This window comes from Caulobacter sp. FV1ye6ST (assembly GCF_058681225.1).
In genome coordinates, this window is the sequence record NZ_CM178733.1 from 5,142,709 (window position 1) to 5,155,544 (window position 12,836).

General features: G+C 66.4%; 14 protein-coding genes. 12 read left to right on the top strand and 2 right to left on the bottom strand.

Going from position 1 to position 12,836, the window contains the following annotated elements; translation table 11 throughout:
- Positions 1–5: 5 nt before the first annotated feature.
- The 9 genes from ACW175_RS24470 (at position 6) to trmB (ending at position 8,363) form a co-directional block, all read left to right on the top strand.
- Positions 6–413: a Fur family transcriptional regulator gene (locus ACW175_RS24470; RefSeq protein WP_125158899.1), complete on the top strand. Its 408-nt coding sequence runs from the start codon at positions 6–8 to the stop codon at positions 411–413.
- Positions 414–476: 63 nt separating this feature from the next.
- Positions 477–1,844 (top strand): tRNA (N6-isopentenyl adenosine(37)-C2)-methylthiotransferase MiaB, encoded by a 1,368-nt coding sequence (miaB, locus tag ACW175_RS24475; protein ID WP_492102494.1) that lies wholly within the window; start codon positions 477–479, stop codon positions 1,842–1,844.
- The gene (locus ACW175_RS24480) at positions 1,841–2,785 is read left to right on the top strand and encodes a PhoH family protein (protein ID WP_492102495.1); all 945 of its coding nucleotides are present in this window, start codon (positions 1,841–1,843) and stop codon (positions 2,783–2,785) included. Before miaB ends, ACW175_RS24480 begins: the two co-directional genes overlap by 4 nt.
- 36 nt (positions 2,786–2,821) lie before the next feature.
- Positions 2,822–3,289, top strand: a complete 468-nt coding sequence (ybeY, locus tag ACW175_RS24485) for an rRNA maturation RNase YbeY (protein ID WP_492105044.1) — start codon at positions 2,822–2,824, stop codon at positions 3,287–3,289.
- Positions 3,290–3,297: 8 nt separating this feature from the next.
- On the top strand, positions 3,298–4,203 hold the full coding sequence (locus ACW175_RS24490; protein WP_492102496.1) for a hemolysin family protein: 906 nt from the start codon (positions 3,298–3,300) through the stop codon (positions 4,201–4,203).
- Positions 4,200–5,792: an apolipoprotein N-acyltransferase gene (gene lnt, locus ACW175_RS24495; RefSeq protein ID WP_492102497.1), complete on the top strand. Its 1,593-nt coding sequence runs from the start codon at positions 4,200–4,202 to the stop codon at positions 5,790–5,792. The genes ACW175_RS24490 and lnt overlap by 4 nt, the downstream gene beginning before the upstream one ends.
- 34 nt (positions 5,793–5,826) lie before the next feature.
- Positions 5,827–6,255, top strand: coding sequence for a helix-turn-helix domain-containing protein (locus ACW175_RS24500; protein ID WP_492102498.1), 429 nt, complete (start codon positions 5,827–5,829; stop codon positions 6,253–6,255).
- A 112-nt stretch (positions 6,256–6,367) separates the two neighbouring features.
- Positions 6,368–7,591 (top strand): methionine adenosyltransferase, encoded by a 1,224-nt coding sequence (gene metK / locus ACW175_RS24505; RefSeq protein ID WP_492102499.1) that lies wholly within the window; start codon positions 6,368–6,370, stop codon positions 7,589–7,591.
- Between the two features lie 91 nt (positions 7,592–7,682).
- On the top strand, positions 7,683–8,363 hold the full coding sequence (gene trmB, locus ACW175_RS24510) for a tRNA (guanosine(46)-N7)-methyltransferase TrmB (RefSeq protein WP_492102500.1): 681 nt from the start codon (positions 7,683–7,685) through the stop codon (positions 8,361–8,363).
- On the opposite strand, the gene ACW175_RS24515 is transcribed toward trmB, so the two are convergent.
- Positions 8,353–8,763 (bottom strand): DUF5990 family protein, encoded by a 411-nt coding sequence (locus ACW175_RS24515; RefSeq protein ID WP_492102501.1) that lies wholly within the window; start codon positions 8,761–8,763, stop codon positions 8,353–8,355. The two genes, trmB and ACW175_RS24515, sit on opposite strands and share 11 nt — an antisense overlap.
- Positions 8,764–8,772: 9 nt before the next feature.
- Complete coding sequence (gene ppa, locus ACW175_RS24520; RefSeq protein WP_013077233.1) at positions 8,773–9,306, bottom strand: inorganic diphosphatase; 534 nt, start codon at positions 9,304–9,306, stop codon at positions 8,773–8,775.
- Between the two features lie 249 nt (positions 9,307–9,555).
- On the opposite strand from ppa, the gene rimP reads away from it, so the two are divergent.
- From rimP to ACW175_RS24535, 3 genes are all read left to right on the top strand, one after another.
- Positions 9,556–10,131, top strand: coding sequence for a ribosome maturation factor RimP (gene rimP, locus ACW175_RS24525; RefSeq protein ID WP_492102502.1), 576 nt, complete (start codon positions 9,556–9,558; stop codon positions 10,129–10,131).
- 2 nt (positions 10,132–10,133) lie between these two features.
- Positions 10,134–11,816, top strand: coding sequence for a transcription termination factor NusA (nusA, locus tag ACW175_RS24530; protein WP_492102503.1), 1,683 nt, complete (start codon positions 10,134–10,136; stop codon positions 11,814–11,816).
- A 98-nt stretch (positions 11,817–11,914) separates the two neighbouring features.
- Positions 11,915–12,562 (top strand): RNA-binding protein, encoded by a 648-nt coding sequence (locus ACW175_RS24535; RefSeq protein WP_492102504.1) that lies wholly within the window; start codon positions 11,915–11,917, stop codon positions 12,560–12,562.
- The last annotated feature ends 274 nt before the right edge of the window (positions 12,563–12,836 follow it).

Consider the following 12,836-nt stretch of genomic DNA (forward strand, 5'->3'; position numbering starts at 1 on the left):
CCGCCGTGGATCGACTCGAAAAGGCCTGTATCGAAAAAGGCATGCGGATGACGGACCAGCGCCGCGTGATCGCGCGCGTGCTGTCGTCGGCCGACGACCACCCGGACGTCGAGGAGCTGCACCGCCGGGCCCACGCCATCGATCCGCACATCTCGATCGCCACGGTGTACCGCACGGTCCGCCTGTTCGAGGAAAGCGGCATCATCGAGCGCCACGACTTCCGTGACGGCCGCTCACGCTATGAAGAGACGCCCGACCACCATCACGACCACCTGATCGACATGAAGACCGGCAAGGTCGTCGAGTTCGTGGACGAGGAGATCGAGGCGCTTCAGAACGCGATCGCCCGCAAGCTGGGCTACAAGCTAATCGATCACCGGCTGGAGCTCTACGGGGTGCCGCTCGAGGACTGAGCGGTCGAGGGTGTGACCCTGACGAACTTGCGCCCGGGGCCGCGTGACCCCATAACCTCGCGCATGAGCGAGACCCCGCAAAAGCGCCTCTATATCAAGACCTACGGCTGTCAGATGAACGTCTATGACAGCGAGCGCATGGCCGATGTCCTGCGCCCGCTGGGCTATGGCGTGGTCGATGATCCGGAAGGCGCGGATCTGGTGGTGCTGAACACCTGCCACATCCGCGAGAAGGCGACCGAGAAGGTCTATTCCGAGCTCGGCTACATCAAGCAGATGAAGGATCGCAAGGCGCTGGACGGCGGTCGCATGACCATCGCCGTGGCTGGCTGCGTGGCCCAGGCCGAAGGCAAGGAGATCATGCATCGCCAGAAGGCGGTCGATCTGGTCGTCGGTCCCCAGGCCTATCACCAGCTGCCGGAGCTGATCGCCCGCGCCCACCGGGCGACCGGCGAGCGACTGGCCGCCGACTTCGCCGCAGACGAGAAGTTCGACGCGCTGCCGGCCGAGCGCCATGTCACCGGGGTCACGGCGTTCCTGACCGTGCAGGAAGGTTGCGACAAGTTCTGCACCTTCTGCGTGGTGCCCTATACACGCGGCGGCGAGTGGTCGCGGCCGGTGAACGACATCGTCGAGGAGGCCAAGCAATTGGCCGGCAAGGGCGTGCGCGAGGTCACCCTTCTGGGGCAGAACGTCAACGCCTATGACGGCGACGGCTCTTCCTTGGCGAAGCTGGTTCGCCGGCTGGCTCTCATCGATGGCCTGGACCGCATCCGCTATACGACCAGCCACCCGCGAGACATGGGCGACGACCTGATCGAGGCCCACGGCGAGCTGCCGGAGCTGATGCCCTATCTGCACCTGCCCGTGCAGGCGGGGTCGGACAAGATCCTCAAGGCCATGAACCGCGACCACACGGCCGAGAGCTATGTGAAGCTGATCGAGAAGATCCGCGCCGCCCGTCCGGACATCGCCATGAGCGGCGACTTCATCGTCGGCTTCCCCGGCGAGCGTGACGGCGATTTCGAGAAGACGCTTGAGCTGGTCCGCGAGGTCGGCTTCGCCTCGGCCTTCTCGTTCAAATATTCGCGGCGTCCGGGCACGCCCGCGTCCGCGATGCCCGGCCAGGTCGACGACGCGGTCAAGGCCGAGCGCCTGGAGCGTCTGAACCAACTGCTGGACGAGCAGCAGCGCGCCTTCAACACCAGCCAGGTGGGCAAGGTCATGCCGGTGCTGTTCGAGAAGTCGGGCCGTCACCCTGGCCAGATCGTGGGGCGCAGCCCATATCTGCAAGCCGTACATGCCGAGGGGCCTGAAAGCCTGATCGGCACGATCGCGCCTGTCCGCATCGAGAGCGCCGCCAAGATGAGCTTGGGCGGCGTCCTTGAAGCTAATCCCGACACTATCCAGCCCATTTGGGAGACCGCTTGAGCCGCACCCCTGAGTTCCTGCCGCTGTCCGACGACGCCGTCGTCGCCGTTACCGGTCCGTCGGGCCGTCACGCCGCCCTGATCGAAGACGCCTTCAAGGTGCTGATCGAGACCCCAGGCGGCGGCGTGACCATCACGGGAGACGCCCGTGGCCGCACCGGCGCCAAGCGGGTGCTGCAGACCCTGGCCGCCCGCGCCGACGCCGGCGAGGAGGTGGTCGAGGCCGACGCGCGCATCGCCATCGGTTCGGCGCATGAGACGGGCGGCCAGGCTTCGCCCCGCGCCGTGCGCAAGGGTAGCGTCTCGCCCAAGACCAAGGGCCAGGCCCGCTATATGGAGGCCATGGCCACTCATCCGCTGAGCTTCGGCCTGGGTCCCGCCGGCACCGGCAAGACCTTCCTGGCCGTGGCCCATGGCGCCGGCATGTTGATGCGTGGCGAGGTCGATCGCCTGATCGTCACCCGCCCCGCCGTCGAGGCCGGCGAAAAGCTGGGCTTCCTGCCGGGCGACCTGAACGAGAAGGTCGACCCTTACATGGCCCCGGTCTGGGAGGCCCTGACCGACATCATGGGCGCCGATCAACTGCGTCGGCGTCGCGAGAAACTGGAGATCGAGGTCGCCCCGATCGCCTTCATGCGCGGCCGGACGCTGGCCCATGCGTTCGTCATCGTCGATGAGGCCCAGAACTGCTCGCGCCTGCAGATGAAGATGGTCCTGACCCGGATCGGCGAGGGCGCCCGCATGGTCGTCACGGGCGATCCGACCCAGGTCGACCTGCTGAATCCTCGCGACTCGGGCCTGGCCCATGCCGTCTCCATCCTGGAAGGGGTCGAGGGCGTGTCGGTGTCGCGTTTCACCTCGGCCGATGTCGTGCGCCATCCGCTCGTCGAGCGGATCGTGAAGGCCTATGACGCCGACGCGGCCCAAAGCACGCCCCGGTAAGTGAGTACGCCCCGCTAAATGACCATCACCGTCGACATCGAGATCGAAGACGAGGCCTGGACCACGGCGGAAGCCGATACCGAGGCTCTGGTCTGGCGCGCGGCCCAGGCCGTGCTGGACGCGCACGAGGACATCGAGGGCCAGGGGATCGTGATCCTGCTGACCGATGATGACAGCGTCCGGGCCCTGAATCGCGACTTCCGCCAAAAGGACTATGCGACCAACGTGCTGTCCTTCCCCTCGCCGCGAAATCCGGAAGCCAATCCCGAGGGCCAGATCGGCGACATCGCCCTGGCCTATGGCGTCTGCGCGCGCGAAGCGGCCGAGCAGGGCAAGTCTCTGGCGCACCACCTGCAACATCTGGTGGCGCACGGCGTGCTTCATCTCCTAGGATATGACCACGAGAACGACGAAGAGGCGGAAGCCATGGAATCGTTCGAGCGCGAAATCCTGGCGGGTCTGGACGTTCCGGACCCTTACGCCGGCGATGAAGAGGGGCGCTGACAAGGGCCATGCCCAGCGACGAGCCTAGTCAACAGCCCGCCGGTCCGGTTCGCAGAAGCCGGGGCGTGCGGGCGTTTTTCCGGCGTATGCGCCGACAGCTGACCGGCGGTGAGCCCGCGCGGCCGCCCGAACCGCCGCCCGTGACCGGCGCCGTCGACATCGTCGACCAGGCCGAGGCCTTTCAGACCTTGCGGGTCGCCGACGTCATGACCCCGCGCGCCGACATCGTCTCGGTCGAGCTCTCGACCCCGTTCGAGACGGTGGTCGCCCAGTTCGCCGAGGCCGAGCACTCGCGGATGCCGATCTATCGCGAGACCCTCGACGACCCCGTCGGCGTCGTCCACGTCAAGGACATCTTCCGGCTGCTCTCCGACGAGGCCAGGCGGCCGGCGGCGGGCGACCTGGTGCTGAACAAGCTGCGCCGCGACGCGTTGTACGTGCCCGCTTCGATGAAGGCCGCCGACCTCCTGCTCCGCATGCGCACCAGCCGTATCCACATGGCCCTGGTCATCGACGAGTTCGGCGGCACCGACGGCCTGGTCTCGATGGAGGACCTGATCGAGGCGGTGGTCGGCGAGATCGACGACGAGCACGATGACGCGGCCGCCGTCGCGATCGTGGCGCGGCCGGGCGGGGTGTTCGACGCCGACGCCCGCGCCCCCCTGGAAGAACTGGAAGCCGCCCTCGGCCGCGAACTGGCCCCCTCCGACATGGAGGAGGACATCGACACGGTCGCCGGCCTGGTCGTGGCCCTGGCGGGCCGCGTGCCGCAACGGGGCGAGGTCATCGCCCATCCGGACGGCTACGAGTTCGAGGTGGTCGAGGCCGACCCGCGCCGGGTGCGCCGGGTGCGCGTACGCGGCGGTTCGTCGCCGCAGACCGCGCCGGTCGCCGAGGATGTCTCCGCTTCGTGACCGCCTGGAAGGACTTCCGTGCGAAGGCCTGGAGCGGCCCGGTCCTGGCGTTGCTCGCGGGTCTGGCCGCCGCCCTGGCCCACCCGCCGTTCGGCGTGCTGGCGGGATTGCTGGGTTACGCCGGGCTGCTCTTCCTGCTGGATGACGCCAACCCGGCCAAGCCGCTGCGCTCGGCCTTCTGGCGCGGCTGGTTGGCCGGGGTAGGCTATTTCGCCTTGAGCACCTGGTGGATCGCCGAGGCCTTCATGGTCGACGCCGCCAACCAGGGCTGGATGGCTCCGTTCGCGGTGGCGGCCATGGCCGGGGGTCTGGCGCTGTTCTGGGGCCTCGCGGCGTTGCTCTACCGACGGGTTCGGCCCGCCAACGCCTGGCGGGTCCTGACCTTCGCCGGCGCCTTCGCGGCGCTGGAGTGGGCGCGCGGCCACGTGCTGACCGGCTTTCCCTGGAACCTGCCGGGCGAGAGCTGGCGCGCGGGTTCCTGGCCGTCCCAGGCCGCCGCCCTGGTCGGCGCCTACGGCCTGACCTGGATCACCCTGGCCATCGCCGCCGCTCCCGCCGTGTGGCGCGAGGGCAAGGCGGGGAGGGTCGCGCTGGGCGGGGCGGTCGCCGGCCTCGTCGCGCTCTATGCCTACGGCGCGGTGGCCCAGTCGCGGCCGCTGGCCAAGGGGCCCCCGACGACGGTGCGGATCGTCCAGGCCGACATCCAGCAGGACGCCAAGTGGGACGCCGTCCGCTTCTCGCGGATCGTCCAGTCCTACGTCTCGCTGACCGCGACGCCCTACAAGGACAGGCCCGCGGACATCGTGATCTGGCCCGAGGGCGCCCTGCCTGCGGCGACCAACGACTATCTCGCGCCGGGGAGCTGGGTCCGCCAGGCGATCGTCGACAGTCTCCAGCCCGGCCAGTTGCTGCTGATCGGCGGCTACCGCTACGAGGGCCCGGTCCAGGCGCCGGTCTACTACAACAGCCTGATCGCTCTGCGCCGCACGGCCACGGACCTCGAAGTGGTCGGCGTCTATGACAAGCATCGGCTGGTGCCGTTCGGCGAATACCTGCCGGCTGAGAAGTTCCTCACCCTCATCGGTTTTAAGAGCCTGGCGCATCTGGGCGACGGCTTCGCCACCGGTCCGCGCCCGGCCCCGCTGCGCATCGCGCCCGACCTGCTGGTCCAGCCGCTGATCTGCTACGAGAGCCTGTTTCCGGGCTTGGCCAAAAGCGATCCGAACGTCCGGGTTTTGATCAATGTTTCGAACGACGCCTGGTTCGGCGTGACGTCCGGGCCCTTGCAGCACCTCAATCTGGCTAGCTATCGCGCCATCGAAAGCGCCAAGCCGATCCTGCGCGCAACACCGACCGGGGTCAGCGCTGTCATCGACGCGCGTGGTCGAATCGTTCCGGGAACCCGGCTCGATTTAGGCAAAAGCGGCGTCGTCGACGCGCAAATACCGGGGATTGGTGAGGTTACACCCTTCGACAACTTGGGGAATCTCGCGTTTCTCGCGCTTCTACTGGTATCTGCGGTTGCGTCAGCTCGCCTTTGGGCGGGTAAGTCCTTTTCCTCTATTGCGCACTTGAAAGACTTAGGCTGAATTAAAACCGCAATTTCAGCTATCAAGCGTGGGTATGAGCGACCTGCCGCACACCGAGCGCCACCCCAATCCCATCGACCTGCACGTCGGGGCCCGCATACGCATGCGCCGAAAGATCCTCGGCGTCAGCCAGGAGCGATTGGCCGAAGATCTGGGCCTGACCTTCCAGCAGATCCAAAAGTATGAGCGCGGGGCCAACCGGGTCAGCGCCAGCAAGCTCTACGAGATCGCCAAGAGCCTGCAGTCGTCCGTGGCCTACTTTTTCGAAGGCCTGGCCGACACCGCTAACGAGGGGGTCGCCGAGGGCGGCGAGCTTTTCGTCCACGACTTCCTGATGACGCCCGAAGGCCTGGAACTGGCCAGCCTGTTTCCCCGGATCACCAAGCCGAAAGTGCGCCGACGGATTCTGGAGCTGGTCCGCTCGATGGCCGAGGAAGCGGAAGCCGACGACGAAGAGGGTTAGTCTCTCAAGCTCCGCTTGATCGCATAAACATATCTTTATATGGTTCCTGTCTAACTGACGCCGTACCGGGCGCCTGTCCGCCTGGGCGGAATTTCATGACCGGAGCTGTCTCTTGAGCCGTTCGTCCTACATCTTCACCAGCGAGAGCGTCTCCGAAGGTCACCCCGACAAGGTCGCCGACCGTATCAGCGACACCGTCGTCGACGCCTTCCTGACCGCCGACCCCGAGGCGCGCGTCGCCTGCGAGACCCTGGTGACGACCAACCGCATCGTCCTGGCTGGCGAGGTCCGCGCCGGCAAGCCGGACGGCGACAAGAAGGCCAACAAGGAACTCACCAAGGAGATCCTCGCCTCGCTCGAGCCCAAGGTTCGCGCGGCGATCAAGGACATCGGCTACGAGCAAAAGGGCTTCCACTGGCAGAAGGCGAAGTACTCGAACTTCCTGCACGGCCAGTCGGCGCACATCGCCCAGGGCGTGGACGCCACCGAGAAGAAGGACGAAGGCGCCGGCGACCAGGGCATCATGTTCGGCTACGCCAGCACCGAGACCCCGGAGCTGATGCCGGCCACCCTGCAATATAGCCACAACGTGCTGAAGCGTCTGGCCGAGCTGCGTCACAGCGGCGAGCTCTCGGAGCTGGAGCCGGACGCCAAGAGCCAGGTGACCCTGGAATATGACGGCAATGGCCGGCCCGTGCGCGTCGTCTCGATCGTCGTGAGCCACCAGCACAAGAAGAAGATCGACGGCAAGGCCGCGACCTCCAAGCGCGTGCTGGACCTGATCAAGCCGCACATCCTGCCGGTCTTCCCGGACGGTCTGATCACCAAGAAGACCCAGTGGCTGGTCAATCCGACGGGCCGTTTCGAGATCGGTGGCCCGGACGGCGACGCTGGCGTGACCGGCCGCAAGATCATCGTCGACACCTACGGCGGCGCGGCCCCGCACGGCGGCGGCGCGTTCTCGGGCAAGGATCCGACCAAGGTCGACCGCTCGGCCGCCTATGCCTGCCGCTACCTGGCCAAGAACGTCGTGGCCTCGGGCCTGGCCGACCGCTGCACCATCCAGATCGCCTACGCGATCGGCGTGGCTCAGCCCGTCTCGTTCCACGTCGATCTGCACGGCACCGGCAAGGTCGATCCGGCGGTCCTGGAAAAGGTCCTGCCGCAACTGATCGGCGGCGCCACCCCGCGCTCCATCCGCGAGCACCTGCAGCTGAACCGCCCGATCTACGCTCGCACCGCCGCCTACGGCCACTTCGGCCGCACGCCGGACAACGAAGGTGGCTTCTCGTGGGAGAAGACCGACCTCGTGGGCGAACTGAAGGGCCTGGCGTAAGCCTTACCTTCGACCTCTCTAGACGCGGGCTCCGATCCAACCGGGTCGGAGCCCGTTTTCATTTCGACTTCAACGTTCTAAGACGCCGCCCATGACTTCCGCTCCCATTCCCCACGGACCGCTGCGCTCGTTCGGCCGCATCAAGGCGCGCCCGGTGAAGCCCCGCCAGCAGGCCTTGCTCGACACCTTGCTGCCCGAGATCGCCGTGCCGCAAGGTCCCTTCCAGCCTTTGGACCTGATGCCGGACGCCAAGGGGGTGTGGCTAGAAATCGGTTTTGGCGGCGGTGAGCACATGGCCGCCCAGGCTGGCCGCGTTCCCGACACCCTGGTCATCGGCGCCGAGCCGTTCGTCAACGGCGTGGCCAGCGCGGTGCGTCACGTCGAAGAGCAGGCGCTGAAGAATGTCCGCATCCACGAGGGCGACGCGCGCGACGTGGTCGACTGGCTGCCCGACGCCTGCCTGGACCGGGTCTTCATCATGTTCCCCGACCCTTGGCACAAGGCGCGCCACAACAAGCGCCGTCTGATCCAGCCCGAGTTCCTCGCCAAGCTGGCGCGCGTCATGAATCCGGGCGCGGCCCTGCGCTTCGCCACCGACTGGGCCGACTATGGCGAGTGGACGACCGAGCGGGTGCTGGCCGATGCGAACTTCCGCTTCGCTGACGCCAACGCCGATCGCAACGCGATCCCGGCGGACCACGTGACCACGCGCTACGAGGAAAAGAAGCTGGGCGACTGCGCGCCGGTGTTCCTGGATTTCGTCAGGATCTGACGCGCGCCCAGGTCTTGAGCAGCGGCACGGTGGCGCAGGCCGGCCCTCCGTCCTTGGCGCGGCCGGCGACGGTCGCCTCAACCACCTCACCGGTGACGAGGTCGGCTGGCAGGTCGTGCAGGTAGATCTTGAGGCGTCGCTGCCACTCTGTCTGGCAGTCGCCCGCCGCGCGGCCCGAGGCGATGTAGACGAACCGTCCACGACTGTCGTTGCGCACAAAGCCGCCGCCGGGGCGAAGGCCCCGCGGAGTCGGTGTCAGGGTTATCGGAATGTCGAAGGAGAGGTCGCCCTCGGATCTCACCGTATCGACGGGGACGTTCTTGGCGTCCTGCTTGGAAAAGGCCACGCCGGGCGGCGGGTCGGCCAGGATGATCCGCAAGGTGAGATCGATCCTGGCCATGAGCTCTAGCTAGTAGGTCTCGTTGTAGCGCTTGATCGCCGTGCGGATGATGTCGGCGGTCTCTTCGATATCGGCCCAGCCGCTGATCTTGGTCGACTTGCCCTTTTCCAGGTCCTTGTAGTGCTGGAAGAAGTGGGCGATCTGCTCGGTCAGGATGGTCGGCAGGTCGCGCCAGCTGGACACGCCCGTGTAGAACGGGTGCAGCTTGTCGACCGGCACGGCCAGGATCTTTTCGTCCGAGCCGGCCTCGTCGACCATCATCAGGGTGCCGATCGGGCGGCAGCGGATGATCGCGCCCGGCACCACGGGGGTCGGGCCCACGACCATGATGTCGGCGGGATCGCCGTCATCGGCCAGGGTGTGCGGGATGAACCCGTAGTTGGCCGGATAGAACATCGCGGTGTGCAGGAAGCGGTCGACCATCAGGGCGCCGCTTTCCTTGTCGATCTCGTACTTCACCGGCTCGCCGCCCTGCGGGATCTCGATGATGGCGTTGAGGTCGTAAGGCGGGTTGGCGCCGGTCGGGATCTTGGAGAGGTCCATTGTGACTCTTCGTCTTATGAGGTCCGCGGGGAGGCGGCCTGCGCGGTGGTCTCTATAGGCTAAAATTGCCGCGGCGCGGAAGGGGCGTGCGCCGATGGAGTCGACAAGGTTTTTCAATTCGCCTATAAAGCGTCCCACATCGTCCGTTAGCGCTAGATGGCGCTTTCGAGCGGCGGCCGAAAGGCTGCCGCTTTTTGTTTGACCGAATGGGATCTTGGATCCCGCCGGTCGTATCGAGTTGAGAAGAACGTGCGCGGCAAGACGCAGGAAGACCGTGATCTGATCGATATGCTCGATCCCGTGGCCGAAACCCTTGGCTACGAGATCGTCCGGCTGCGCCTGATGGGCGGCGCCGAGCAGCGTCGCCTGCAGATCATGGCCGAACATCCGCTGCAGGAAGACGGCAGCGGCGGCGACATGAACGTCGAGGACTGCGCGAAGCTGTCGCGCGGGATTTCCGAAATTCTCGACGCCGCCGACCCGATCGCGGGCGAATATACGCTGGAGGTCTCCAGCCCCGGCATCGACCGGCCGCTGACCCGCCTGAAGGACTTCAACGACTATGCGGGCCTCGAGGCCCGCATCGAACTCGACCGCGTGGCCGAGGGACGCAAGCGCTTCAAGGGCGAGCTGGCCGGGATCGAGGACGACCAGGTCGGCCTGAACATCGAGGGCGAGGATGACGTCACCGTCTACTTCCCCTTCGCCTGGATCATCGACGCCAAGCTCGTCATGAACGACACCCTGATGGAGCGGGGCGCGAAGCAGCGCGCCGCCCGCATCCAATCCGACAACGACGACCTGTCCGAAAGTGAAGAGGACTGACCATGGCCATCGGCATCTCCGCCAACCGGCTCGAACTTCTGCAGATCGCCGACGCGGTCGCGCGTGAAAAAAGTATCGAGAAGGAAGTCGTCATCGAGGCTATCGAGGACGCTCTGCAGAAGGCCGCCCGCGCCCGTTACGGCGCCGAGCACGACATCCGCGTCAAGATCGACCCGCGTACGGGCGAAATGACGCAGAAGCGCGTGATCGAAGTCGTCGCCGACGACACCGAGCTCGAAGGCGAGATCGGCAAGGTTCAGCTGTCGATCGCAAAGCGCACCTGGCGCGACGCCGAGATCGGCAAGGTCTACGAAGAAAACCTGCCGCCGTTCGAGATCGGCCGCGTCCAGACCCAGATGGCCCGCCAGGTCGTCATGCATAAGGTCCGCGAAGCCGAGCGCGAGCGTCAGCACGAAGAGTACAAGGATCGCGTCGGCGAGATCGTCAACGGCAGCGTCAAGCGCGTCGAATACGGCAACGTCATCGTCGACCTGGGCCGCGGCGAAGGCATCATGCGCCGCGATCAGTCGATTCCGCGCGAGAACTTCAACGTCGGCGACCGCATCCGCGCCTACATCTACGACGTCCGTCGCGAGACCAAGGGGCCGCAGATCATGCTGAGCCGCGCGCACGGCGGCTTCATGGCCAAGCTGTTCGCCCAGGAAGTGCCGGAAGTCTACGACGGCGTCATCGAGATCCGCGCCGTGGCCCGTGACCCGGGTTCGCGCGCCAAGATGGCGGTCATCTCGAACGACAGCTCGATCGACCCCGTCGGCGCCTGCGTCGGCATGCGTGGTTCGCGGGTGCAGGCGGTCGTGGCCGAGCTGCAGGGCGAGAAGATCGACATCATCCAGTGGTCGGAAGACGAGGCCACCTTCATTGTCAACGGCCTGGCGCCGGCGGAAGTCTCCAAGGTCGTCATGGACGAGGAAGACGAGCGCGTCGAAGTCGTGGTGCCCGACGAGCAGCTGTCGCTGGCCATCGGCCGTCGCGGCCAGAACGTCCGTCTGGCCTCGCAGCTGACCGGCTGGCAGATCGACATCATGACCGAGAGCCAGGAGAGCGAACGCCGTCAGCGCGAGTTCGCCGAGCGCACGACCCTGTTCCAGGAAGCTCTGGACGTCGACGAGGTCATCGCCCAGCTGCTGGTCACCGAAGGCTTCGCCGCGGTGGAAGACGTCGCGTTCGTCGAGCCGCACGAGATCGCCTCGATCGAGGGCTTCGACGAGGAAACCGCCGAGGAGCTGCAAGCCCGCGCTCGCGAATTCCTCGACAAGGAAGCCGCCGCCCTGGACGCCAAGCGTCTTGAGCTGGGCGTCACCGACGAGGTCCTGGCCGTCGAGGGCGTGACCCTGGCCATGGCCGTCGCCCTTGGCGAAGGCGATGTGAAGACGGTGGAAGACCTCGCGGGTCTGGTGCCGGACGACATGCGCGGCTGGTTCGAGACCAAGAACGGCGAGCGCGTGCGCGAGCCGGGCATCCTGGAGACCTTCAACCTGTCGCCGGAAGACGCCGAGGCGCTGATCATGCGCGCCCGCATCGTCATGGGCTGGGTCGAGGCGCCGCCGGAACCGGAATATGAGCCGGATTACGAGGCGGAAGCCGAGCATGAGGCCGAGGCCGAGGGTGAAACCGTCGCCGAGGCCGCCGCGACCGAAGAACCCGCCGCCGAAGAAGAGGCGTAAGCCTTTCGGAGTGTGGAACGACGGCCTCGCGGAGCGATCCGCGGGGCCGTTCGCCATTCCGGAGCGCGGCGTTCGCCTCGCTCCCAGCAAAAGACAAGATGACCCAGATCGACCCCAAGACCCACGCCGAAGCCAACCGTCTGCGCAAGGACATCGTCCTGGGCGAGGCGACGGACGAGGCGCGCCTGGTCCGCTTCGTGGCGGGGCCGGATGGCGTGGTCGTTCCGGACATCGCGCGCAAGTTGCCCGGACGCGGGATTTGGGTCGCGGCCGATCGGGACTCGATCACGACCGCCGCCAGGAAGGGCCTGTTCTCGCGGGCCGCCAAGACAAAGCTGACCGCACCGGCCGATCTGGCCGACCAGGTCGAGGCGCTGCTGGCGAAGCGGATCCTGGACGCCCTGGGTCTTGCGCGGAAGGCCGGGACCATTATCTCAGGCTACGAAAAGGTGGTCGCGGCGCTGGGGACGGGCAACGTCGCCTGGCTGATCGAGGCGTCCGACAGCGCCGAGGACGGTCGCCGAAAAATTCAAAACGCCGCTCGCAAGGCCCCCAAGCTGCCTCGTTTGCTGGGCGCCTTCAATTCAGATGAATTGGGTTTGGCCTTGGGCGGGGAGAATGTGATACACACCGCACTCCTTGCTGGGCGCGGCGCCGAACGTTGGACATTGGATGTCGAGCGTTTGTCAGGTTTCCGCCCGCTTTTGCCTCCCGAATGGTCGGCGAACGGACGTGAGGACGGCTAGGGGCCTTCCCGCCTTCGGCGGACAAGAAGGTCACTAGACTAAGAGGGTGAGCCTTTTCACCCTGGTCGGGCAGCCGACCGGGACGGGCTCTAGGGCTTTTGCATCCCACTGGATCCGCTTCAGTGCGATGGAAAAGCTCTAGAATCTTAGACGTTGGGCGCGGCTATTCGGGTCGCGTTCGTGGGTGAAGGGTCGGGAAACGCGCTTGCTTCGGCAGGTACGTCCAGGCCCCTTTCTCACATGGAAAATGCGGTTTTTTAGCCAGGTACCGCCT

Coding starts and splice junctions, on each gene's coding strand:
- ppa (WP_013077233.1), bottom strand. CDS start 9,306: ATGGACCTCTCCAAGATCCCGACCGGCGCCAACCCGCCTTACGACCTC.
- nusA (WP_492102503.1), top strand. CDS start 10,134: ATGGCCATCGGCATCTCCGCCAACCGGCTCGAACTTCTGCAGATCGCC.
- ACW175_RS24500 (WP_492102498.1), top strand. CDS start 5,827: ATGAGCGACCTGCCGCACACCGAGCGCCACCCCAATCCCATCGACCTG.
- ACW175_RS24535 (WP_492102504.1), top strand. CDS start 11,915: ATGACCCAGATCGACCCCAAGACCCACGCCGAAGCCAACCGTCTGCGC.
- ACW175_RS24515 (WP_492102501.1), bottom strand. CDS start 8,763: ATGGCCAGGATCGATCTCACCTTGCGGATCATCCTGGCCGACCCGCCG.
- ACW175_RS24490 (WP_492102496.1), top strand. CDS start 3,298: ATGCCCAGCGACGAGCCTAGTCAACAGCCCGCCGGTCCGGTTCGCAGA.
- trmB (WP_492102500.1), top strand. CDS start 7,683: ATGACTTCCGCTCCCATTCCCCACGGACCGCTGCGCTCGTTCGGCCGC.
- miaB (WP_492102494.1), top strand. CDS start 477: ATGAGCGAGACCCCGCAAAAGCGCCTCTATATCAAGACCTACGGCTGT.